The organism is Pseudomonas sp. GW456-12-1-14-TSB6, from assembly GCF_059424205.1.
This window is the reverse complement of the sequence record NZ_JBWKZE010000018.1, coordinates 44,124-66,267: the sequence shown is the minus strand read 5'-3', so window position 1 is coordinate 66,267 and position 22,144 is coordinate 44,124. Positions and strand designations below refer to the sequence as shown.

27 protein-coding genes are annotated in these 22,144 nt (G+C 61.4%); all 27 read left to right on the top strand.

Going from position 1 to position 22,144, the window contains the following annotated elements; all coding sequences use genetic code 11:
- Window positions 1-8: 8 nt before the first annotated feature.
- The 27 genes from AC07Y2_RS17920 (at window position 9) to AC07Y2_RS17790 (ending at window position 22,103) form a co-directional block, all read left to right on the top strand.
- Complete coding sequence (locus tag AC07Y2_RS17920; RefSeq protein ID WP_103386543.1) at window positions 9-557, top strand: DUF4376 domain-containing protein; 549 nt, start codon at window positions 9-11, stop codon at window positions 555-557.
- Between the two features lie 101 nt (window positions 558-658).
- Window positions 659-844, top strand: a complete 186-nt coding sequence (locus tag AC07Y2_RS17915; protein WP_064593825.1) for a hypothetical protein — start codon at window positions 659-661, stop codon at window positions 842-844.
- 2 nt (window positions 845-846) lie between these two features.
- On the top strand, window positions 847-2,013 hold the full coding sequence (locus AC07Y2_RS17910; protein ID WP_064379034.1) for a phage tail sheath protein: 1,167 nt from the start codon (window positions 847-849) through the stop codon (window positions 2,011-2,013).
- Window positions 2,013-2,519: a phage major tail tube protein gene (locus AC07Y2_RS17905; protein ID WP_064379035.1), complete on the top strand. Its 507-nt coding sequence runs from the start codon at window positions 2,013-2,015 to the stop codon at window positions 2,517-2,519. Before AC07Y2_RS17910 ends, AC07Y2_RS17905 begins: the two co-directional genes overlap by 1 nt.
- A 100-nt stretch (window positions 2,520-2,619) precedes the next feature.
- Window positions 2,620-3,201, top strand: a complete 582-nt coding sequence (locus tag AC07Y2_RS17900; protein ID WP_102686571.1) for a phage tail assembly protein — start codon at window positions 2,620-2,622, stop codon at window positions 3,199-3,201.
- A 128-nt stretch (window positions 3,202-3,329) separates the two neighbouring features.
- The gene (locus tag AC07Y2_RS17895; protein ID WP_103386542.1) at window positions 3,330-5,591 is read left to right on the top strand and encodes a phage tail tape measure protein; all 2,262 of its coding nucleotides are present in this window, start codon (window positions 3,330-3,332) and stop codon (window positions 5,589-5,591) included.
- Window positions 5,588-5,971: a phage tail protein gene (locus AC07Y2_RS17890; RefSeq protein WP_007954886.1), complete on the top strand. Its 384-nt coding sequence runs from the start codon at window positions 5,588-5,590 to the stop codon at window positions 5,969-5,971. Before AC07Y2_RS17895 ends, AC07Y2_RS17890 begins: the two co-directional genes overlap by 4 nt.
- Window positions 5,964-6,176 carry a tail protein X gene (locus tag AC07Y2_RS17885; RefSeq protein WP_085605268.1) on the top strand — a complete coding sequence of 71 codons (213 nt, stop codon included), beginning with the start codon at window positions 5,964-5,966 and terminating at the stop codon, window positions 6,174-6,176. The genes AC07Y2_RS17890 and AC07Y2_RS17885 overlap by 8 nt, the downstream gene beginning before the upstream one ends.
- Window positions 6,177-6,185: 9 nt before the next feature.
- The gene (locus AC07Y2_RS17880) at window positions 6,186-7,214 is read left to right on the top strand and encodes a phage tail protein (protein WP_103386541.1); all 1,029 of its coding nucleotides are present in this window, start codon (window positions 6,186-6,188) and stop codon (window positions 7,212-7,214) included.
- A gap of 59 nt (window positions 7,215-7,273) precedes the next feature.
- Window positions 7,274-7,858: a phage tail terminator protein gene (locus AC07Y2_RS17875; protein WP_103386540.1), complete on the top strand. Its 585-nt coding sequence runs from the start codon at window positions 7,274-7,276 to the stop codon at window positions 7,856-7,858.
- Window positions 7,855-8,034 carry a DUF2635 domain-containing protein gene (locus tag AC07Y2_RS17870; protein WP_039771254.1) on the top strand — a complete coding sequence of 60 codons (180 nt, stop codon included), beginning with the start codon at window positions 7,855-7,857 and terminating at the stop codon, window positions 8,032-8,034. The genes AC07Y2_RS17875 and AC07Y2_RS17870 overlap by 4 nt, the downstream gene beginning before the upstream one ends.
- Window positions 8,034-9,530, top strand: coding sequence for a phage tail sheath subtilisin-like domain-containing protein (locus AC07Y2_RS17865; protein WP_103386539.1), 1,497 nt, complete (start codon window positions 8,034-8,036; stop codon window positions 9,528-9,530). Before AC07Y2_RS17870 ends, AC07Y2_RS17865 begins: the two co-directional genes overlap by 1 nt.
- 67 nt (window positions 9,531-9,597) lie before the next feature.
- Window positions 9,598-9,945, top strand: a complete 348-nt coding sequence (locus tag AC07Y2_RS17860; protein WP_007908779.1) for a phage tail tube protein — start codon at window positions 9,598-9,600, stop codon at window positions 9,943-9,945.
- The gene (locus tag AC07Y2_RS17855) at window positions 9,942-10,238 is read left to right on the top strand and encodes a phage tail assembly protein (protein ID WP_003222226.1); all 297 of its coding nucleotides are present in this window, start codon (window positions 9,942-9,944) and stop codon (window positions 10,236-10,238) included. Before AC07Y2_RS17860 ends, AC07Y2_RS17855 begins: the two co-directional genes overlap by 4 nt.
- Before the next feature lie 130 nt (window positions 10,239-10,368).
- Entirely contained in the window at window positions 10,369-12,264 is a 1,896-nt protein-coding gene (locus AC07Y2_RS17850) for a phage tail family protein (RefSeq protein WP_103386538.1), read from the top strand.
- The gene (locus AC07Y2_RS17845) at window positions 12,251-13,486 is read left to right on the top strand and encodes a DNA circularization protein (RefSeq protein WP_039771262.1); all 1,236 of its coding nucleotides are present in this window, start codon (window positions 12,251-12,253) and stop codon (window positions 13,484-13,486) included. Before AC07Y2_RS17850 ends, AC07Y2_RS17845 begins: the two co-directional genes overlap by 14 nt.
- A 3-nt stretch (window positions 13,487-13,489) precedes the next feature.
- Window positions 13,490-14,527 carry a phage baseplate assembly protein gene (locus tag AC07Y2_RS17840; protein WP_103386537.1) on the top strand — a complete coding sequence of 346 codons (1,038 nt, stop codon included), beginning with the start codon at window positions 13,490-13,492 and terminating at the stop codon, window positions 14,525-14,527.
- 143 nt (window positions 14,528-14,670) lie between these two features.
- The gene (locus AC07Y2_RS17835; RefSeq protein WP_011332728.1) at window positions 14,671-15,180 is read left to right on the top strand and encodes a phage baseplate assembly protein V; all 510 of its coding nucleotides are present in this window, start codon (window positions 14,671-14,673) and stop codon (window positions 15,178-15,180) included.
- Window positions 15,180-15,578: a phage GP46 family protein gene (locus AC07Y2_RS17830; protein WP_007954906.1), complete on the top strand. Its 399-nt coding sequence runs from the start codon at window positions 15,180-15,182 to the stop codon at window positions 15,576-15,578. The genes AC07Y2_RS17835 and AC07Y2_RS17830 overlap by 1 nt, the downstream gene beginning before the upstream one ends.
- The gene (locus tag AC07Y2_RS17825) at window positions 15,568-16,611 is read left to right on the top strand and encodes a baseplate J/gp47 family protein (RefSeq protein WP_103386536.1); all 1,044 of its coding nucleotides are present in this window, start codon (window positions 15,568-15,570) and stop codon (window positions 16,609-16,611) included. Before AC07Y2_RS17830 ends, AC07Y2_RS17825 begins: the two co-directional genes overlap by 11 nt.
- On the top strand, window positions 16,599-17,198 hold the full coding sequence (locus AC07Y2_RS17820; RefSeq protein ID WP_011332730.1) for a YmfQ family protein: 600 nt from the start codon (window positions 16,599-16,601) through the stop codon (window positions 17,196-17,198). Before AC07Y2_RS17825 ends, AC07Y2_RS17820 begins: the two co-directional genes overlap by 13 nt.
- An 11-nt stretch (window positions 17,199-17,209) precedes the next feature.
- Complete coding sequence (locus AC07Y2_RS17815; protein ID WP_085612321.1) at window positions 17,210-18,361, top strand: phage tail protein; 1,152 nt, start codon at window positions 17,210-17,212, stop codon at window positions 18,359-18,361.
- Window positions 18,358-18,873 carry a phage tail protein gene (locus tag AC07Y2_RS17810; RefSeq protein ID WP_103386535.1) on the top strand — a complete coding sequence of 172 codons (516 nt, stop codon included), beginning with the start codon at window positions 18,358-18,360 and terminating at the stop codon, window positions 18,871-18,873. The genes AC07Y2_RS17815 and AC07Y2_RS17810 overlap by 4 nt, the downstream gene beginning before the upstream one ends.
- A 127-nt stretch (window positions 18,874-19,000) precedes the next feature.
- Window positions 19,001-20,038: a phage tail protein gene (locus AC07Y2_RS17805; protein ID WP_103386534.1), complete on the top strand. Its 1,038-nt coding sequence runs from the start codon at window positions 19,001-19,003 to the stop codon at window positions 20,036-20,038.
- A gap of 7 nt (window positions 20,039-20,045) precedes the next feature.
- On the top strand, window positions 20,046-20,630 hold the full coding sequence (locus AC07Y2_RS17800; protein WP_103386533.1) for a tail fiber assembly protein: 585 nt from the start codon (window positions 20,046-20,048) through the stop codon (window positions 20,628-20,630).
- Between the two features lie 82 nt (window positions 20,631-20,712).
- Window positions 20,713-21,636: a hypothetical protein gene (locus AC07Y2_RS17795; protein WP_103386532.1), complete on the top strand. Its 924-nt coding sequence runs from the start codon at window positions 20,713-20,715 to the stop codon at window positions 21,634-21,636.
- Complete coding sequence (locus AC07Y2_RS17790; RefSeq protein ID WP_103386531.1) at window positions 21,636-22,103, top strand: phage tail assembly chaperone; 468 nt, start codon at window positions 21,636-21,638, stop codon at window positions 22,101-22,103. Before AC07Y2_RS17795 ends, AC07Y2_RS17790 begins: the two co-directional genes overlap by 1 nt.
- Window positions 22,104-22,144: the final 41 nt, after the last annotated feature.

Sequence of the window (22,144 nt, the reverse complement as noted above, 5' to 3'; positions counted from 1 at the left end):
GTCTATTTATGAAATTCGCAACATTTGATGAACACGGAGACCTGACTGGTCGGTATGACTCCGATATTCATAGCGTTATTCCTGAACAAGCGATTGAACTCAGTGACGCAGTATTTCTGGCGACCAGAACAGAGAGGGACGGTGTCTGGAAGTTGGTTGACGGTGAGGTGGTCAAGTTACCTTTTCCTCACATCGAACCCGATTATGCGGCTCTGTTTGCGTCTGAGCGTTTCGCCCGGGAAGCATCAGGTATTGCCGTAGAGGGATGGCGCATCGAGACCTCTCGTGAGAGTCAGGCTTTGATCGCGAGCACAGGTCTCTCCGCAGTACTTGATCCGCAGTACCGCTGCAATTTTAAAACCCTTAACGGTTTCGTCGAAATCGGTGCCGCACAGATTCTCTCAATTGCGCAGGCTGTCAGGGCGCACGTGCAGGCTTGTTTCGATCGCGAACTGGAGTTGCTCCAAGCAATCGAGCACGGCACGTACTCCGATGAAATGCTCAAAGAGGGCTGGCCCGATTCCATGCCAGCTTCACCGACCTCCGAGCCTCAATAAAACGCCCCGCACCCCGGGGCATTTTCTTGTCCGCCCAACACATTCAACACCCGCCAAGCCCCTCCCAACGAGAGGCTTTCCCGTTTATGGAGAAACGAAAAATGGCAACCCGCCAAACCTACACCGTGCTCGTTCCATTCCCCACCGGCGGTGGGCACTGGTCGAGCGTCGGCCAGGAACTCGATCTGCTCGATGTCGAGGCCAGTGCGCTGCACAGCGCCGGTCGACTGGAGCTGAAAACAACTACCACCAAGGCCGTGAAGGCCGCTGCCAAGAAGGCTGACTGACTATGGCTGAGGTTCTGAACTTCGAGCACAACGGCATTACCGTCAATGCCACCGAATCCCCCGAGGCCATGGGTGGCCTGGGCGACAACGTCATCGGTCTGGTCGGCACCGCGCCGAAAGCCGATCCGCTGATTCCGCGTAACGCACCGTTTCGCATCAACAGCTTCACCACCCACGCGCTGCTCGATCCGACAGGTTCGGAAGAGGGCACCCTGTACCACGCCGTTTACCAGATCCTCAAAGTGGTCAAGGTGCCGGTGTACGTGGTGATCGTCGAAGCGGGCGCGACCCCGGCTGACACCGTCAACGCGGTAATCGGCGGTGTTGAACCGGCCACCGGCCGCAAGCTCGGTCTGGCGGCACTGGGCAGCGTCCCGGAAGACCTGACCATCATCGGCGCGCCGGGCTTTACCGGCACCAAAGCTGTGGCCAGCGAGTTCGCCTCGTTCGGCAAGCGCATCAAGGCCCGTGTGGTGCTGGACGGCAAGGACGTCTCGGTCGCCGATCAGGTGCTGTACAGCCAGGAACTGGGCGGCGCTGACCTCGGTTTCGATCGTTGCCTGGTGGTGCACAACATGCCTGCCGTGTACTCGAAAGCCGCGAAGAAAAACGTGTTCCTCGCGCCATCCAGCCTGGCGATTGCCGCGCTGGCCAAGGTCAAGCAGTGGGAAAGCCCGGGCAACCAGGTGACCTACGCCGAAGACGTGTCCCGCGTTGTTGAGTACAACATCCTCGACACCTCCACCGAAGGCGATCTGCTCAACCGCTACGGCGTCAGCTACTACGCCCGCACCATCCTTGGCGGCTTCTCGCTGCTGGGCAACCGTTCGATCACCGGCAAGTTCATCAGCTACGTCGGTCTGGAGGACGCCATCAGCCGCAAGCTGGTGAAGGCCGGCCAGAAAGCCATGGCGAAGAACCTGACCAAGTCGTTCATGGATCAGGAGGTCAAGCGCATCAACGACTGGCTGCAGACCCTGGTCGCCGACGAAACCATTCCCGGCGGCAGCGTGTACCTGCACCCGGAACTCAACAGCGTCGAGAAATACAAGAACGGCACCTGGTACGTGGTCATCGACTACGGCCGCTACGCGCCGAACGAACACATGGTTTATCAACTCAACGCCCGCGATGAAATCATCGAGCAGTTCCTGGAGGACGTTCTCTAATGTTTACCAACCGTAATCGCCAGGCCATCGCGGCCACCCTGCAAGGCCTGCCGCTGTCGGCGACCGTGGAGGAATTCACCCCGCCGAAGATCGAATTCGATGTGGAAAACATGACGGGCGGGCGCTTCATCGTCGAGGAAATGGCCAAGAGCGCCAAGGCACTCGGCGCCAAGCTGATCCTGCAGGGCACCGGCCCGGAAATCATGCTTGCACTGGGTGTGAAGCTGGGCGAAGACATCCTGCTGAACGTGCGCGAAGCCGGTCAGGATCAGGACGGCAACACCTGGTTCACCTACCACACCGTGGGCGGCAAGCTGAAGATCCTCGATGAGGGCACGATCAAAATGGGCGAGAAACCCAAGACCACGCTGGAGCTCTCCTGCCGGACTTACACCCGCCTGGAAAACGGCGTTCCGGTGATCGACATCGACGTGCGCACCCAGAAGTTCGTGCTCAACGGCGTCGACATCCTCGGTGATGCCCGTCGTGCGGTGCTGATGCCGTAAGCCTCGGCCAAAGGCAATCACAAAACCCTGCGGGAGTGGGCAAGCCCCGCTCCCACAAGGGACTGCAACACCCCCTCAAGAATTACCAAGGAATTCATACATGTCGTGGATGCCACCCAAGCATGACCTGCTGTCGCCGATCACCGGTGACGACGGCTCGCAGATCGAATCGATCCAGCTCAAGCCGCTGTTCTACGCCGCCCAGAAAGAAGCGCTGGAACGCGCAGGCGACGATGAAGACGACCAGTTCTTTGAACTGGCGCTGCTGGCCACCGGCTTGTCGGTCAAGGAACTCGACCAGCTCAAGCGCCCGGACTACGTGACCATCGCGCAGTACGTGCACGAATTCTCGACCCGTCCGGCGTCGTTCTTTCTCGACCAGGTCGAAGACGCGGAACAGTCCGACGATCCCGATCAGGTGCAACTGCTGTTGCCGCTCGCCGTCACCGGCCGCACCGTGACTTCGCTGAGTCTGGAAATGCCGGCGCTGCGGGCCACCAAAGTGATGAAGAAACTGAAAACGGCCAAGGAACGCGCCGAGTTCATCACCGCCCATTGCACCGGCCTGATGATCCCCGATCTGGCCCTGTTGAGCGTGCCGGACTGGACGCAATTGCAGGTGCGCATCGACGATTTTTTAAACCAGCCGGCGGCCTTCTTTCAGAACGCGACATCGAAGTAATCCTCGATATCGTGCCGCTCATTTACCCGGTAAGTGAGGCGGAAATTCTGGAGTGGGACGCCGAAAAGGCGTTGCGCCGCTACGACATAGCGATCACTCGCCTTGGCGTGAAACAGGAGTAGAGCGGCATGGCAGAGAGCAAATTTGCGCTCACATACGCCAATGAGAGTGGCAACGCAGCAGCCGGGTTGGCGGTGGCCGATGGCTTTGGCAAACCGCTGCAGGACTTGAACCTGACAATGGCGCTGGCGAGCGTGGATATTCGCTTGCTCACGCAGGAGCAGATCAAACTGCGGGAACTGCTGGTCAGCCAGCAGTCGTTGTTCAAGGTCGTCACGGCGCCGCCAGCCGCCAATAGTGAGCCGAAGTCAAAACTCAAGGCGGAAATCGAGCAGCGCCCGCCACCGAAAAGACTGCAATCGGCGATGGCCAACGAGACGGCGCTGGTTGAATTGAATCAGGTGCTGCACCTGAGCACGAAATCGCTTCAGGCTCTTTCGGAAAAGAACCTGGAAATCGCCAGTGATAAACGGGTTGCCCCCAGCGGGGCTACCGGCGCGGATCTGTTGCAAGTGCAACTCGCCGGGCTGCGGTCCGGTATCAGTGATGGTCTGAAGGGCGAGCAGAAAACGCAGGCGTTGCAGGATTTCTCCCGTGATGCCGCCATCAATGCCTCGGCCTTCAAGATGGATGTCAAGGCGGCTGGCGAAATGTTGTCGGGCTGGCGCACCGCTTTGAAGCTTGATCAGGTGCAGAGCCAGGATCTGGCAGACGCAACCAACTACCTTGGCAACAGTGGCCTGAACGTCAAAGCCGCGGACATCGGCTCCGTCGTTCAAAGCGCCGGTCAGGACGCCAAGGCTGCCGGGATGACACCCGAACAAGTGGCTGCACTTGCGGCGGCGTTCCTCAACAGCGGCGCTAACAAGACCGATGCCGGAGCGGCGCTGAAGAGTTTCACGACGGTTCTGGGCAAGGGAGAATCCGCGTCATCGGCGCAGCGCTCGGCCTGGGCCGACATAGGTCTGAACCCGGAGTCGCTCGCGCACGGGATGAGTGGCGATGCACCCGAAACGATCAAGCTGGTTCTGGAACAACTCAAGCAACAGCCTGAGGAGAAACAGGCTTCGTTGACTAAAACGCTGTTTGGCAACAATGATGCAATCCTCGAGTTGTTGAAGAAGCCTGAGGATGTTCAAACGGCGTTCAAGCTGGTTGCTGACAAGTCCCTGTATGCAGGCTCGGCGGGAGCAACCGCTGAGGCTTATGGCAATACATCGCAGGGACGCTGGAATGCGCTGGATGCGAGTCTAAACCGGCTGTCCACGGCAGTCGGCAATGCATTGGCCCCGGTGACAGACGGCATTGCCATCGGGCTTACTGCGGTGGTCAATGGACTGAGCGCAGCGGCCGAAACCTTCCCGTTCGTCACCGCTGCACTGACATTGCTTGGGGTGGCTGCCACGCCGTTCGTGGCGGGGGCACTGAAAACCGGCGTGTCTGCAGTGCTTGATGCGGTCTCCACGAGGCTTCTGCGCCTGGCCGCAGCACGTCTTCCGTCCGAAGTCGGCGATATGATCACCGGTGACGATGACAACGGTGGCGGTCGCAAAAAGAAACGTTCGGCTCGCAAGTCGGGTCAGGGCAAGCAGGCTAAAACCACTGCGAAAAGTGCCAAGCCCCGCACGCCCGCTGTTCGTCAAAGCCTGGGCAATCGCCTGCGTGGTGCAGCGATGAAGGTCATGCCTTCGATCAAGCGTGCGGCTGCCAGGGTCTTGCCTGCGGTGCGGAGCGCCGGTGCCAAGGTCATGCCTGCGGTGCGGAGTTTCGGAGCCAAAGTCATGCCTGCGGTGCGGAGCTTCGGAGCCAAGATCATGCCGATGCTGTCCCGGATGACACCTTTGGTGGGTAAGGTCGCTGCCCCGTTAGTGCTGGCGCACGCCGCTTACACAGGCCTGAAAGGCCTGCGTGAAGGTGATGAAAAAGCGGTGGGAAGCGCAAAAGCCGAGCTGGCAGGGGCAGCCATTGGCGCTGTGATCGGCGGGTTTGTTTTTCCAGGTGTCGGCATAGGCATCGGGAGTGCCTTGGGCGGAATGGCGGGCTCATGGCTATCAGAAAAACTCGCGGACCCGCCCACCGACAAACTCGCTGCACCGGGAGATGTCGCGAAAAACCTGGTCAACGCTCCCACTCAAAGTCAAAACCAGCAAGTCACCTTCTCCCCACTGATCCAGGTCACCTGTCCGGCACCGGACACTGCCGAGCAGATTCGCTCGATCATCGGGCAACAACTGAGCGGACAATTCCACGGCGAGTTCCTGCCGCTGTTGACCAACAACCCGCTCGCCACCCGCCGCGACGCAGCCCTGACCGATGGAGTCGCCCAATGAAACAACAAATGGCACTGGGCAGTTTCATCTTCGGTCTGTCCCGGGATTTTGCGTACAGCACGCTGTCGCGAAAATCCGAGGGTGGCTGGACCGAGTTGCAGATCCTCAACAGCAAACCCAGATCCCATCAGACAGGGCAGAAGCCTGAAACCCTGACCATCTCCGGCACCTCGATGTACGCCGTGGGGATGGAACGGCTCGATGAATTGCGTGCGCTGCAAGCACTGCGTGTACCGTTGCCGTTGATTGACGGCATCGGTCGCAACTGGGGTTTGTGGCGGATCAACAGCATCGACGAAAACCAGAGCGAGGTCATCGATGACGGCACCGCGATGGTGATCAAGTGGGTCATCGGATTGTCGGAGTTCAACAATGCGTAAGGTACGAAGCGTGGCCGGTGACTCGGTGAATCTGTTGCTGTACCGCGAAACCGGTCGCAGCGATGACAGCGCCGAAGAAGCCCTCTGGACACTCAACCCGACCCTGGCCGAGCACGGTCCGATCCTGCCGGCAGGTGTCTGGGTGACGCTGCCGGAGCTCGACAGCAGACCGGCCGCAATCAAACCGGTTCTGGCCTGGGATTAAGGAGGCTGCATGGCACAGGGATTTACGCCGGCGATTGAAATCTACGGCGCCAACAAGGACCTGCTGAACCAGCGCCTGATCAGTTGGGAACACATCGATGCCGCCGGGATGGAGTCCGATCAACTGACGCTGGTGCTCGATCTGGAAGGCCTTGAAGGCTTGCCGACCCTGGGCGGAACCATCGGGTTGCGGGTGGGGTATCTGGAGACCGGGCTGGTCGAAAAAGGCCAGTTCAAGGTCACTCGACTGACACCCACGCTGTTCCCGCTGCGCCTGACGCTGGTCGCGACCGCCGCGCCTTTCAGCGGCAAGGACGACACCGGATTCAAGGAACGGCGCACGGCCAGTCATGGCCCTACAACCCTTGGCGGACTGTTTCGCGAGCTGGTCTCGAGACACGGATTCTCGCCGCGCGTGGATCCCGAACTGGCGCTGATCAGGATCGCTCATGTCGACCAGTCGAACGAAACCGACATGGGCTTCATCACACGCCTGGCGAAAAAGTACGACGCGGTGGCCAAACCGTTCAACGACCTTTACGTACTGGCGAAACCGGCGCAGCTCAAAAACCTGTCGGGCCAGGTGATACCGGACGTCAGGCTGTCGGTGACCCACAACAATCGGCCGGGCGATCACGCCTTCATCAGCGCCACGCTGGAAGAGACTGCCCGCACCCAGAATCAGGGTTGCAAAACCTCATTCTGGGACGGTGCTCTCGGCAAGCTGCGGGAGGTGATCACCGGTTCCGAACCCTACAAGGTCATTCGCCAGAAACTGGCCAGCGAAGAAGAAGCCAAAGCCATCGGCGAGGCCGAAGTGCGCAAGATGCTGCGCGAGAAATACAAGCTGAAGGTCACCTGCCCGGGCGATCCCCTGCTGGCAGCCGAAGGTCTGCTGGTACTCGACGATACCTGGCCGGACTTCATGCGCGGTCGCTGGTCGATTGAAAAGGTCACGGCCAGCGGCAAGCGCGAGGAAAGCTATCGCTGCCTGATCGAAGCGACCGGCCGGGATCCCGAGGCAAAAGCCAAGGACTGATCCCCCGTTCTCACCGCCACACCTCTCTGTGGTCATTCACAAAACCTGGAACGCTCCCCATGAAGATCTCCCCGATCCTCACGCAGCTGCGTGCGCAATGCCCAAGCCTTGCCGGCCATATCGCGACAGGTGTCGACCTGGCGCTATTGCAAGGCGACCCGAATCTGCCGATGCCCTCGGCCCATGTTTTGCCGCTGTCGGACGTAGCCAGCGCCAGCTCTTCACAGAACTCCCCCAGCCAACCGATCCGCGACCGCTTCGAAATCATCCTGGCACTCGATGCCACGGACGCCACAAAAGCGCTGGATCTGTTGCACGACCTGCGCGCCGAACTGTGGCGTGCACTGGTGGGTTTCAAACCCGATTCCAACTACAGCGCCATCGTTTATGACGGCGGCGAAACGGTCTCGATCAACAGCAGCCGCGCGTTCTACCGGCTGCGCTTTTTTGCCGAGTTCCAGCTGGGCCGCAATCTGCCAAGTCAGCCTGCGGAGAGTTGGCACGAACGCGAACTGGACGGTTTGTCGTCCTTTACCGGGGCCACCGTGCGGGTCGATGCGATCGACCCGGCCGACCCCAACCTGAAACGCCCGGGCCCTGACGGGCGCGTGGAAATGACTTTCTCTGGAGACGTAACCCCATGAGCAACCGCATCACCGTAGTGCCGGCCCCTGGCCGTGCCGTGCCGGACCCGGAAGCCGGCGACCTGCTGCCACTGGAAGGCCGTGAAGTGCTGGACAGCGCCTGGTGGCGCCGGCGTCTGGCCGACGGCGATATCACCCTCAAAACCGCAACAGCCAAACAAAAGGGAGCCAAATAATGGCGATCGGATTCAGTAACATCCCTGCGGACATTCGTGTACCGCTGTTCTATGCCGAAATGGACAACTCGGCCGCCAATAGCGCGTCCTCGTCCATGCGTCGCCTGATCGTGGCGCAGGTCAACGACAACATCGCTCCGAGCGAAGTCGGCAAACTGGTGCTGGTCTCCAGCGTGGCGCTGGCCAAGAGCATTGGCGGCCAGGGCTCGATGCTCGCCTCGATGTACGAGACCTTCCGCAAGGCCGACCCGATCGGTGAGATCTGGTGCCTGCCGCTGCACAACGCCACCGGCGCCATCGCCAAAGGCGTGCTGACCCTGACCGGCACCGCGACTCAGGCCGGCGTGCTCAACCTGTATGTCGGCGGCGTCCGCGTCCAGGCCACTGTGGTCAACGGTGCCACCGCTGCCCAGGCGGCCACCGCCCTGGCACAGAAAATCAACGCCACCGCCGATCTGCCGGTGAGCGCAGCAGCGGCCGAAGGCGTCGTCACTCTGAACGCCAAATGGACCGGCGAGAGCGGCAACGACATCAGCCTGCAATTCAATCGCCTGGGCAAGAGCAACGGTGAAGAAACCCCGGCCGGCCTGACCACCGCCATCACCGCCATGACCGGCGGCGTCGGTGTGCCTGACCAGGTTGAAGCGGTTGCTGCACTGGGTGATGAGCCGTTCGAGTTCATCACACTGCCATGGTCCGACCTGGCCACCCTCAACACCTGGCAAGCGGTCATGGACGACAGCACCGGTCGCTGGTCGTGGGCCAAGCAACTGTTCGGTCACGTCTACAGCGCCAAGCGCGGCACCGTCGGCACGTTGGTGGCAGCCGGTCAGGCACGCAACGACCAGCACATGACCATTCAGGCGCTGGAACCGGGCGTTCCGCAACCGGTGTGGGTACAAGCTGCAGCACTGGCCGCGCGCACGGCGGTGTTCATCTCCGCCGACGCCAGCCGTCCGACCCAGAGCGGCAGCCTGCCGGGCGTCGATCCGGCCCCGGCGAGCGAGCGCTTCACCCTGACCGAGCGTCAGTCGCTGCTCAACTACGGCATCGCCACCGCGTACTACGAAGGCGGCTATGTGCGCATCCAGCGCTCGATCACCACCTACCAGAAAAACGCCTATGGCCAGGCTGACAACTCGTACCTGGACAGCGAAACCATGCACCAGTCGGCGTTCATCGTGCGTCGTCTGCAAAGCGTGATCACCAGCAAGTACGGTCGCCACAAACTGGCTTCCGACGGCACCCGTTTTGGCGCCGGCCAGCCGATCGTCACCCCGGCGACCATTCGCGGTGAGCTGATCGCCCAGTACGCCAAGCTCGAACTCGAAGGCCACGTGGAAAACGCCGAGCTGTTCGCCGAGCACCTGATCGTCGAGCGCGACGTGCAGGACCCGAGCCGCGTGAACGTGCTGTTCCCGCCGGATTACATCAACGGTCTGCGCGTGTTCGCACTGCTCAACCAGTTCCGCCTGCAGTACGACGACGTCGCCTGATCGGCGCGTCTGACACTGTGATTTCAGCCCACCTTGCGTGGGCTTTTTATTTGAAGGGAGTAACACCATGGGTCAACTGATTGCAGGCACCTGCTACGTCAAGGTCGACGGTGCACAACTGACTATCAACGGCGGCTGCGAAGCCCCGCTGATGGCCGTCAAACGCGAAACCGTCGTACCGGGTTTCTACAAGGAAACCGACATCGCGCCATCGTTCAAGGTGACCGCGCTGCACACCGCCGACTTCCCGCTGAAGAAGCTGATCGAAGGCACCGACATCACCGTCACCTGCGAATTCAGCAACGGCAAAGTCTACGTACTGGCCGGTGCCTACCTGGTCGAAGAGCCCGTCTCCAAAGGCGATGACGCCACCATCGAACTGAAATTCGAAGGCATCAAGGGGACCTGGCAATGAGCGGCGCCGTGAAGCTTCAGGTTGCGATCGAAGCTCACGGCGAGCCCCTGACCGAACTCGTCCTGCGCCGTCCGACGGTGCAGGAGGTGCGAGCGATCAAGGCGCTGCCGTACAAGATCGACAAGAGCGAAGAGGTCAGCCTCGACATGGACGTGGCGGCCAAATACATCGCCGTATGCGCCGGCATTCCGCCGTCGTCGGTCAACCAGCTGGACCTGGCTGACCTCAACGCGCTGAGCTGGGCCGTTGCGAGTTTTTTCATGAGTGCGGCGTCGGAGCCATCACCGACCTGATTTCGGTCGCCTATGACCTGGCCTGGTTCTGGAAGGTTGACCCCGAACAGATGATGGCCAGGCCACTGGATGTGCTTCGCGAATCGCTGGAGCACGCGCAACGGATCAATGCGATGCAGCAGGTGCAGTGATGGCAGAAGAAACCAAAGCTAAAGCGTCGGTGCTGCTTACGGGCATCGACGAACTGTCACCCAAACTCGGCGCCCTGCGAGTGAAGGTCGATGACTTCAAGAAAAACCTCGAACAGACCGGCCTCGGCAAACTGGACATCAGCGGTCTGTTCAAGGGCGGCAGCGTGATTACGCCGTTCGTGGACGGCATCAAATCCGCCGCAGCCTTTCAGGGCAAGCTTGCCGAGGTCAGCGAGACGGCGAAAACCGTCGACCTGCCGGATACGCCCAAAGCCGCCGCGCAGAACCTGAACGTGTTCAGCGCATCCATGGAGAAGGTATCCGCTGCGGTGGACGCCGCACTGGTGCCGGCGGTGGGCGCATTGGTCGTCGGGCTGGAGCCGATGCTGACCCAGGTCGGCAGCCTGCTGGCCGACAACCCGAAACTGGTCGAAGGGCTGGCGGCGGGGGCGATTGCGTTTTCCGCCATGCAAACCGCCGTCACCGGCATGACCCAGGTGATGGACGTCATGAGCATGATGCTCAAGACCAACCCGATCATGCTGATCGCCATGGGCATTGCCGTGGCGGCCGGTCTGATCGTGGCCAACTGGACGCCGATTTCCGCGTTCTTCACCGGATTGTGGGAGAGCGTGAAAAATGCCGGAGCCAGTGCAATGGCGACGTTGCGCTCAGTGCTCGACTGGCGGCCGCTGCAGGCACTGGCGGCGCTGCGGGAACCGGTCACCGGTTTCTTCTCGGGAATCTGGGACAAGGTCAAGACCGTGACCGCGCCGGTGATCGACTTCTTCAAGTCGGTTTTCTCGTGGTCGCCCGCAGGCCTGATCCTGGAAAACTGGGGACCGTTGACCGGTCTGTTTTCGGCAATCTGGGAACTGCTCAAGGCCTTGAGTGTGCCGGTGATGGCGTTCCTCAGAAACCTGTTCGACTTCTCGCCGATGCAGATGATCGACAGTGCATGGGGCGGTGTGGTCCGGTTCTTCGAACCGATGTTCAGCGGCCTGCGAAACGCCGCGCAAACGGCGAAAGAGTTCCTGGTGTCGTTGTTCGACTTCTCGCCCATGCAGATGATTACCAGCGCTTGGGGCGGTGTTGTTGCGTACTTTCAGCCGGTGTGGACGACGCTGCAATCGGCCGTGCAAATCACCCGGGATACGCTGCGGGCACTGTTCGATTTTTTCCCGATGGAAATGATCACCAGCGCCTGGGGTGGTGTCGTCGGATTCTTCGAACCGATCTGGACGGCACTGCAAACGTCAGTGCAACAGGTCAAAGGCTTTTTCACCGGTCTGTTCGAGTGGTCGCCGCTGGAGCAGATTGCGCAGTACTGGCAGCCCATCGGTGAGGTTTTCTCGGCGCTGTGGGGTGTTGTGCTGGCGCTGTCCGCGCCGGTCGTGGATTTTTTGCACGGCCTGTTTGAATGGAAACCCCTGGATCAGATCATTGAGAGCTGGGGGCCGATTGTCGGGTGGTTCGGCGAGCTGTGGCAAAAGCTGCAAACCGTCATCGCACCGATCAAGGAACTGTTCGACGGTGGCTTCGCCGGGCTGATCGCCAAGGTCACCGGCAAGGTCGAAACCCTGACCGAAGCGCAACGCCAGACCAATGCCGAAGGCAAGGGTGAACTGGCGCCGGCATTTTTCGGTGCCAGCTCGAAACCCGAGGGCGGCAGTGCGTTGCAGGGCGGCTCGTTGCCGCAATCTTCCAGCGCACTGATCCAGCAAAGCGCCGCCAACAACCGTACGCAACTCGAAGGCGGCCTGACGGTGCGCTTCGAAAACGCACCGGCGGGGCTGCGCACCGATCAACCGCAAACCAATCAACCGGGGCTGGCGCTCAATTCGCGCATCGGCTATCGCTCGCTGTCCATGGGAGGTTCCAATGAACTGGCGTGACCGTTTGTTGCCGGCATCCTTTCGCGGTGTCGGCTTCTGGATCGACCAGGCGAAAACCCCGGTCGGTCGCAAGGGGCAGTTGCACGAATACCCGCAACGCGACCTGCCGTTTTTCGAGGACCTCGGCCAGCAGGCCAAGACCCACGACCTGACGGCGTTCATCATCGGTGCCGATTGCCTGGAGCAGCGCGACAAGCTGCTCCAGGCCCTGGAACAGGGCAGCGGCGAACTGGTGCATCCGTGGCTGGGGCGCTTGCAGGTCAAGGTCGGCGAGTGCGACATGACCCATACCCGCCAGGACGGCGGGATGGTGACGTTCAGTCTGAAGTTCTACCCGGACCGACCGCTGCCGTTTCCGACGGCGACGGTCAGCACGCAAAAAGTCCTGCTGATCAAGGCCGAAGGTTTACTCGGCTCGGCGGTGGCGCGCTTCGAACAGGCGATGACCCTGATCAAGGCGGCGCGGATCGGCATCGCCAATCTGCGCAACAGCCTCACCGGCGTGTACGACGTGATCAAGGAGCAGTTGAAGCCGCTGATCGCGCAGTACAAGCAGATCACCGAGCTGGTCAGGGCGGTGAAGGAATTGCCCAAAGAAGTGGCGGCGGAGTTCAAGGGGTTGCTCGGCGATATCAAGGAGCTGAAAGCATTCGCGAAGGAGGGCTACCGTGGCGTGATTGCCGACGTGTCCCAACAGATCGAAGCCATCCGCAAGGCCGACGCGCCGAAAATCACCACCGGCAAGGACACCAACGCCGCCGCGCAGGCGATGGCCAACCTGGTGCAGGACACCCTGATCGTCAAAGTGGCGCAATGGGTGGCCTCGATGCCGGTGGCGTCGACGCCGGTGAAACTGACCTCGACACCTTCGCTGGACCAGCAATCGAAGCAGCCGGTCACGCGTCAGGAAGTGCCGGTCACCGACGATCTGCAAACGCTGCAAAAAGAGTTGAACGAAGCGCTGCAAAAGGCCCAGGACAAGGCCGACCCCGCGCACTACCAGGCCATCGCCGATGTGAAGGAAGCGCTGATCGCGCACCTCAAGGCCGTGGCTTCATCCGGTGTGCGACTGGTCAGCAAAACCTTTCAGGAAACCTTTCCGGCAGTGGTCGTGGCCTACAAACAGTTTGGCGACGCCACCCGTGTGACCGAGGTCATTCAGCGCAACGGTCTGTCTCATCCGAGCTTCCCACCCAACGAAGTCAAAGTTTCCAGGGAGTGAGCCATGAGCGAGATGGACAACCGCGTCACGCTGACCGTCAACAACATGGAATACGGCGGCTGGAAAAGCGTGCAGATCACCGCGGACCTGGAGCGTCAGTTCCGCACCTTCAAACTCGACATCACCTGGCAATGGCCGGGGCAGACCGTGGATCAGCGGATCAAGGCCGGCGACCCGTGCGAAGTGCGGATCGGCCAGGATCTGGTGCTCACCGGTTATGTGTTCAAGGCCCCGATCAGCTATGACGGGCGGCAGATCAGCCTGAGCATCGAAGGCAGTTCCAAGACCCAGGATCTGGTCGATTGTGCGGCGCGAAACATCCCCGGCCAATGGCAGGAACAGCCGCTGTTGAACATCGTCCAGGCCCTGGCCGGGGAATACTCGCAGTTTGTGGTCAACGAAATTCCCGAGACCGCGCGCCTGAGCAAACACACCATCGTTCCGGGTGAAACCGTGTTTCAGTCGATCGACCGTCTGCTCTCGCTGTACCGGGTGTTTTCCACCGATGACGCCGAGGGCCGGCTGGTGCTGGCCAAACCGGGCAGCGGCGGCCGCGCGAGCGATGCGCTGGAGCTGGGCAAGAACATTCTCTCGGCCAACGCGCCGATGGATTACAGCCAGGTGTTCTCCGAATACCGGGTGATCGGCCAGCAGAAGGGCAACGACAAGAAGAGCGGGGCGGCGGTCAGCGAGGTTGAATCCAGCGCCACCGACCTGAGCTTCAAGCGTCGGCGCACCACGATCATCAACGAAGGCTCACAACTGACGTTCGAACTGGCCCAGCAGCGGGCCCAGTGGGAAAGCGCCACGCGCATGGGCCGGGCGCTGACCACCACGTATCAGGTGCAGGGCTGGCGCCAGTCCAACGGCGATCTGTGGCGCCACAACACGCTGGTGAAGGTCAAGGATCCGGTACTCGGTTTCGATGGCGACATGCTGATCTCCAAGGTGACGTATTCGCTGTCGGCACAAGGCTCGGTGACCACGCTGCAAGTGGCGCCGCCGCATACCTTCGACGCCAATCCGACTCCACCGAAATAGCCACCAGCCTGACATTACCTTGTGGGAGCGAGCCTGCTCGCGATAGCGGTAGACCTGTCAGTGCAGAAGTGTCTGCCAGATCGCCATCGCGAGCAGGCTCGCTCCCACAGGTGGGCGGTGGGCTGACATTCCAAGGAAACCCTATGAGCCTACTGACACGCCTGCTGGCGCGCGGCACTGTCGTGCTCGCCAATTCGGCATCCAAGCTGCAATCGCTGCAAATGCGCCTCACCGCCGGTGAAGTGAACGACGACATGGAGCACTTCGAACCCTACGGCTTCACCAGCCACCCGCTGGCCGGTGCCGAAGGCGTCGTCACGTTTCTCGGCGGCGACCGTTCCCACGCCATCGCCCTGGTGGTCGCCGACCGCCGTTACCGCCTGCAATCGCTGGCGGCCGGCGAGGTGGCGATCTACACCGACGAGGGCGACAAAATTCACTTCAAGCGGGGGCGGATCATCGACATCGAAACCGCCACGCTCAACATCCGCGCCAGCACCGCCGTGAACTTCGAGACGCCAGTGATCAACCAGACCGGCAAGATCGTTTCCAAAGGCGATCAAGTGGCCGGCGGCATCAGCCAGATCAAGCACGTGCACGTTGGCGTGCAGGCGGGCAGTGGCCAGACCGGCGCGCCGGCGGGAGGTCAGTGATGCTTTTCAGTCAGAACCTCCACGCCGCGCTGACCCGTGCGGTGCTGATCAGCCTGTTCACCTGGCGCCGCGCCGCCGACGACGATGCCCTCGACGACGAGGAGCGTTTCGGCTGGTGGGGCGACACCTTTCCGACCGTGGCCGACGATCGCATCGGCTCGCGGCTGTGGCTGTTGCGCCGGGTCAAGCTGACCCGACAGACCCAGATGGACGCCGAGTTCTATGCCCGCGAAGCCTTGCAATGGCTGATCGACGACGGCCATTGCAGCGCCATCGACATCATCAGCGAACGCCTCGACGCCCAGCGCCTGAACCTGCGCACGGTCCTGACCCTGGCCGACGGCGAACGCCTGGACATCAACCCCGATAACAGTTGGCAGGTGATCTATGCCGTTTGAAACCCCTTCGCTGCCGGTGCTGATCAAGCGCACCCAAAGCGACCTGGCCGGCGACTCGCTGCGCCAGTCCGATGCGCAAGTCCTGGCCCGCACACTCGGCGGCGCCGCTTATGGCCTGTACGGCTACCTCGACTGGATTGCCGAGCAGATCCTGCCCGACACCGCCGATGAATCGACCCTTGAACGCATCGCCGCACTGCGCCTGAACCAGCCGCGCAAACCGGCACAAGTCGCCACCGGCAACGTCAGCTTCAACGCGACGGCGGGCGCGGTGCTGGACGCCGATACGTTGCTGCAGGCGAGTGATGGCCGCACCTTCAAAGTCACTGCCGCGCGCACCACCGTCAATGGCGTCAACAGCACCAGCATCGCCGCGCTGGAGGCCGGCAGCCTGGGCAATGCCGAGGCCGGGCTGGCGCTGACGCCGGTGCAGCCGATCACCGGCGTAGTCGGCAACAGTTTTGTGGTGCTGGCGCCGGGACTGAACGGCGGCGTGGCGCGGGAAAGCCTGGAGTCGTTGCGCTCGCGGGTCATTCGTTCCTATCGCGTGATCCCCCACGGCGGTTCGGCCAGCGACTATGAGACCTGGGCGCTGGAAGTGCCGGGCGTGACTCGTGCCTGGTGCCGAGGCGGCTTCCTCGGGCCTGGCACCGTCGGCGTGTACATCATGCGCGACGACGATCCGCAACCGGTGCCGAATGCCGATCAACTGGCCGAAGTGCAGGCCTACATTGAGCCGTTGCGCCCGGTGACCGCCGAAGTGCATGTACGTCCGCCGGTGCAGAAGCCGGTGACCTATCAACTGAAGCTGACCCCCGACACCACCGCCGTGCGCGCCGCCGTCGAAACCCAACTGCGCGATCTGCATAACCGCGAAGCCGACCTGGGCGAGGATCTGTTGATCAGCCACATCCGCGAAGCGATCAGCAGCGCGGCGGGTGAAACCGATCACGTGCTGTCGGCGCCGGTGGCGAACGTGGTCGCGGGTGACAGCGAACTGCTCACCTTCGGGGGTTGCGTATGGCTGCCATAAGAACCGCCGCGCAATACCAGGCGCAACTGCGCGCCTTGCTGCCGAGCGGTCCGGCGTGGGATCCGGAGCGCGTGCCGGAGCTTGAGGAAGTGCTGCAAGGCGTCGCCGTCGAACTGGCGCGCCTCGACGCCCGCGCCGCCGACCTGCTCAACGAGATGGACCCGGCCGGCGTCAGCGAACTGGTACCGGACTGGGAACAGGTGATGAACCTGCCCGACCCGTGCCTCGGCGCCACGCCGCTGTTCGACGACCGTCGCCTCGCCGTGCGCCGCCGCTTGCTGGCGGTCGGCAGCCAGGCCGTCGGCTACTACCTGGAAATCGCCAAAAGCCAGGGTTACCCCAACGCCACCATCACCGAACTCGAAGCCCCGCGCATGGGCCGTTCGCGTTTCGGCGCAGCGCATTGGGGCACCTGGGAAGCGCAGTTCATGTGGACGCTCAACACTGGCGGCCGCTTGCTGCTCGGCCGGCGTTATGGCGCGAGTTACTGGGGCGAACGCTTCGGCGTGAATCCGGGCTCGGCGCTGGAGTGCCTGATTCATCGGGCGGCACCGGCGCATACCAAGGTGCACATCAACTATGACTAGGGAATAGCGCAATGGATTATCCGAAGAGTGTCCCCAGCGCCGGTCTGGTGAACGGGAAATTTATCGATGAAAACCCGTTGACCGGGACGCCGGGGTCGCTGATCCCCGCTGACTGGGGCAACGGCGTTACGCAAGAAATCATCAATGTGATCAAGGCTGGGGATCTGACCCCGGACGAGAAGAAATACGATCAGTTGTTGCAGGCGATTCAGAGCGTTTCGGCCAAGGGCTGGAATCAGGATCTGGCGTTGCCTTTGGCAGCGTTGCCGTTGCCAACAGTTGCCACGACGGATGCACGGATGCCGATTACGCCAGCGGCCGCATCGACCAGTGGCGGGCGAGTGTCGGTGCCGGCGGGTGTTTACGTCAGCATCGGTCAGGAAGTGGTGGCGGGGCAGTTGGGACGCTCGCGAACGTTCACCACTCAGGCCTGGAGCAGCGCCGATCTGTTGCCGAGTTCGGGTTACTTTCTGCGAGCGCAGGTGGTGGGTGGTGCGCTGACGTTTTACATGCAGCGCGGGACGATTTATGACGCCAGCCCTGATGGCTTGAAGGGGACGGTCAATGGTGCGGCGGGGGGTGGGTTCCAGTCGACACCGCTGGATATCTGTCTCGCGTGGGTAGTCACGGCGGGTCCAGGATCTGTGCCGATTGTCCGGCAGATCTACAACCGTAACCGGTTGTCCTGGACTCAAGTGGTCAATGGCAATGGCGTGGTCTATCTGCCGCTTGACCCTCATGCGCGAACAGCGCGTCTGGTGGTCGGGAATCCGACCCCACACCCGACGGCTATCACTGATGTGTCGTTTGCACCGGGCGGCTGGCTGGGAGGGAATTACTGTTTCCTCAATCCGACTATCAGTACGTCCAATAATTGGGACGGTTGGGGAACGGCAGGCGCATCGGTGGGAATCTTCACCAGTAACGTCGTCAACGACACCACGCTTTCAACGTTGACGGCCGGTTTCGATCACTCGGAACTGCGTTCGCTGTGGCAGGTGTACCAAGCCGAGCACACCTGGAACGCAGGGAATGCCGCCAGTGACGAATTGCTATTCGGGATGGGGATCAAAAGTTTTTCTCAAACCGATTATTCGAACGGCATAGCAGTCAATTTCACGGCGGCCGTGAATGTGCATTTGTCTTGGGAGTTGATCCGATGAACATCATTCAGGAACTGCATCAATTCGAAGACGGCTTGCGTCCGGTACCACCTTCTGCCGCCCATGACTGGGACGGTGAGCAATGGCTTGCCAGCGCTGACAAAGCCGCGTTACTGGAGCAGCAGGAAACCGAACGCCTGTGCGCCGGGGTCGATGCCGTCGCCGACAGTGCGCGCACGACTTTGGCCGGCGATCCGCTCAAAGCCCTGGAATACGCCCAGGCTGCCATTGACGCTCAGGCCTTCCAGGACGCCGGCTACCCGAAAAAGGAAGTACCGCTGTCCGTCGCCGCGTGGGTTGCCAAGGGCCGTTCGGCGAAGCAGTCGGCCGAGCAGATTCTGGACAAGGCCGCCCAGCTCAGCGACAGCCTGCTGACCCTGCGCACCTTGCGCCTGAAGGCCAAGACCCAGATTCGTGCTTGCGCAGGCAAAGGTCAGATGGATCAGGCCCGAGCTGCCGCCGATGAGGCGCTGCAGGCCATTCGTGAACTGACCGCCAACCCGGCCTCGTAACCGCAATCGCATCACCCAAGCCCACTTCATTGTGGGCTTTTTATTTTCAGGAACAGAGACGTCTGCGTCGCGGCGAAAGCTTGCGCGCGGCCACGTTTCATTTGTCATTACAGAGGAACGAGCACCCATGGATTACCCAAAAAGTGTCCCCAGCGTCGGCCTGGTCGATGGCCGCTTCGTCGATGAAAACCCGGTGGCGGGAACGCCCGGGTCGTTGATTCCGGCGGTGTGGGGCAATGCGGTCACAGAGGAAATCCTCAACGTTGTCACTGGAGCGGGACTGACTCCTGCTGAAGGTGACAACCAGCAATTACTCAAAGCCTTGCAATCGCTGTTGGCATTGGCCAGCCCGATGGCAACATCTGTCACCAGCGTATCGGCCTCCAAAGCGCTGGCGGCAAATGAGCTCGGACTGCTGCTGGTCAACGCGAGCAGCGGTGCGACCACCATCAGCCTGCCGCCGGCGAACCTCACATTGGGGGTTCGAGACGTCATCGTGCGCCGGGTCGACAACTCGACGTCGCGATTGGCAGTGCGTGCTTCAGGCACCGACACAATCAGATTTCACACCCACCTAGCGGCTGCCGGCTATCCCTTTTTTTTGCTGATGGGCTCGGGTGACTGGTGGCATTTGCGAAGTGACGGCGCAGGCAGTTGGTGGCCGATCGGACGATTCGACGGTACGCCTTTGGGCCGGACTGTCTTCGAGACAACCGCACTGCTCAACCCCGGAGGATACGGTCCACTTAACGGAGCGGTATTCAGTCGCAGCGACTGGCCGTGGCTGTGGGATCACGCCCAGCAATCCGGCGCACTGACCACCGAGGCTGCGAGGGTTGGGGCTGAGGGCGGCTGGACCAGTGGAGACGGCACGTTGACCTTTCGCGGGCCGGAAGGTCGAGGTGAATTCATCAGGGTGTGTGATGAGGGACGCGGGATTGATGCCGGCCGCTCGACTGGCAGTTGGCAGGTCGACCTGTTCCGCTCTCATCGGCACGAACTCAAAAGCGACATGCTCGGTGTCCCGCTGGTGTCGGCACAGAACGCGGCGCCTGATGCCTTGTTCAATCAGGCCAACATCAGTCTGGGGTTTACCGAAAACACGGGCGGCTCCGAAACTCGCCCGCGAAACATGGCCTATCCGGGCCGCATCAAATTGATATGAGGTGTTCATGACTTACTACTACGTGTTTGACGAAACGACCCGAGAAATTTTCGGCCCTGTCGAATTGCCGATTGTGCCGGGTATGGGTGTCCAGTTACCGGGCAATGCATTTGAATTGCCGCAATTATTGCCTGCCGCCGAGCCCGGCCATGTCTGGGTCTGGCGTGATGGCGCAGCATTGCAATTGATCGATTTGCGCAATCGCCTGGTTTATCGCAAAGACAGTGGCATTCCTCTCTACTGGAACGAACTCGGTCCGCTGCCCGAGTACCTGACGGCCATACCGCGACCTGGCGAGTATTACGTCTGGGGCACCGATGACTGGGTGCACGATGCCGCAGCCGAGCGCGAGGGCCTGGTTTACGAGGCCGACGTCGAACGTGACAAGCGCCTGCGCGACGTGGTCATTCGTGTTGCACCTCTGCAATACGCTTATGAGTTGGGCGAGGCGACCAGCGACCAATTGACCACTCTGCAAGCCTTGAAACGCTACACCGTCACGTTGGCGCAGATTGAGCTGCAACCGGGTTATCCATCGACCATCGACTGGCCCGTCGCGCCTGCAAGATTTGTTATCTCGCCCGCTGCATAACTGAATCCAATCCCTTATCAACCTTACAGGCGGCCAAGTGCTGCCGGCATTCTGCTGCCTGTAAAACATCGGAAGTGTTGACGTGGACTATCCCAAAAGCATCCCCGGCGTCGGCCTGGTCAACGGCGGTTTTGTCGATGAAAACCCGGTTGCCGGCACGCCCGGATCATTGATCCCCGCCGCCTGGGGCAACAGCGTCACGCAAGAAATTCTCAACGCCATCAAGGCCGCCGGACTGACGCCGGACGAGAGCAAGACCAATCAGTTGGCAACGGCCATTGGCGCTCTGGTCGACTTTACCAAACTGAAAAACACCCCGACCACGCTGGCGGGCTACGGCATCACCGATGCAGTGGGGCGGTTGTTGGCGGTCAGGCAGATCGAGACGGTCGGGATCACAGTTTACAAGCCGAACCCGAGGGCCAAACGGATTCGCGTGCGGTTGGTCGGGGCGGGAGGTTCTGGGGGCGGATGCGAACCTGTTCCGACAGGCACTCAAATTCTCGGCGGTGGTGGCGGGTCCGGCGCGTATGCGGAAAGCCTGTATGACGTCACCGCGCAAATGCTCGCCGGCGTACCGGTTTCGCTGGGCGCCGGGGGCGCCGTCAGCAACACCACGGGCCTTGCGGGCGGCGGCGCTTCCTTTGGTAGCTACATGAGTGTTTCGGGAGGTGGTGGCGGGCAGAAACTGGGGATCGTGGTCACGGGCACTTCGTCAGGATTCATTCAGGGCGGGGTTGGTGGATTACTGGCTGGAGGCAATCTCTGCAGTGCTCGCGGTATCACCGGAGGTTTCGGAATGAGCAACGCCAATTGGGGGTTGCTGTCGGGTTGCGGAGCTCCGAGTCCGTTCGATGGTGGTGGCCCTTTCAGTGGGTCAAACACCGTTGGCAATGCAGGTGTTCGAGGTTCGGGCGGCAGTGGTTCCTGCTCGGTTCACGCTTCTGCGTCAATCGTGAGCGGCGCCGGCGGCAATGCCTTCTGTGAAATCTGGGAGTACGAGTAATGGCCCGTTATGCACGTATTGAAAACGGTGTCGCGGTTGAAGTGATCGACACCGGTGACTACGCGATCGAGCAACTGTTCGCGCCTGCTTTCGTCGCGGCGATGGTGCAGGTGCCCGAGGGTGTGAGCGTCGAAATCGGCGCGCCGATGCCCGAGGCGGCTCGCGCTATCGAGCCTTTGCGGGAACCGCAAAGTCCTGTCATCGCTCAACCCCCAATGGTCGAGGACAAGGAGCCTCTGGCGGCAGAGCGAGTCTGGCGCCAGTCCGCGCTCGCAGCCACCGAATGGCAAGTCACCCGCCACCGCGACGAGCAGGAACTGGGACGCGGAACAACGCTCAAGGCCCAGCAGTATCTGGAGTTGCTCGAATACCGCCAGGCGTTGCGCGACTGGCCAGGTGCCGGCGCATTTCCGTCCTCCGTTTTACGGCCGTCAGCGCCCCAATGGCTGGCCACGGACATTGGCTGAAGCCCTCACACAACCCATGAATTCAGATAAGGAGATAAACC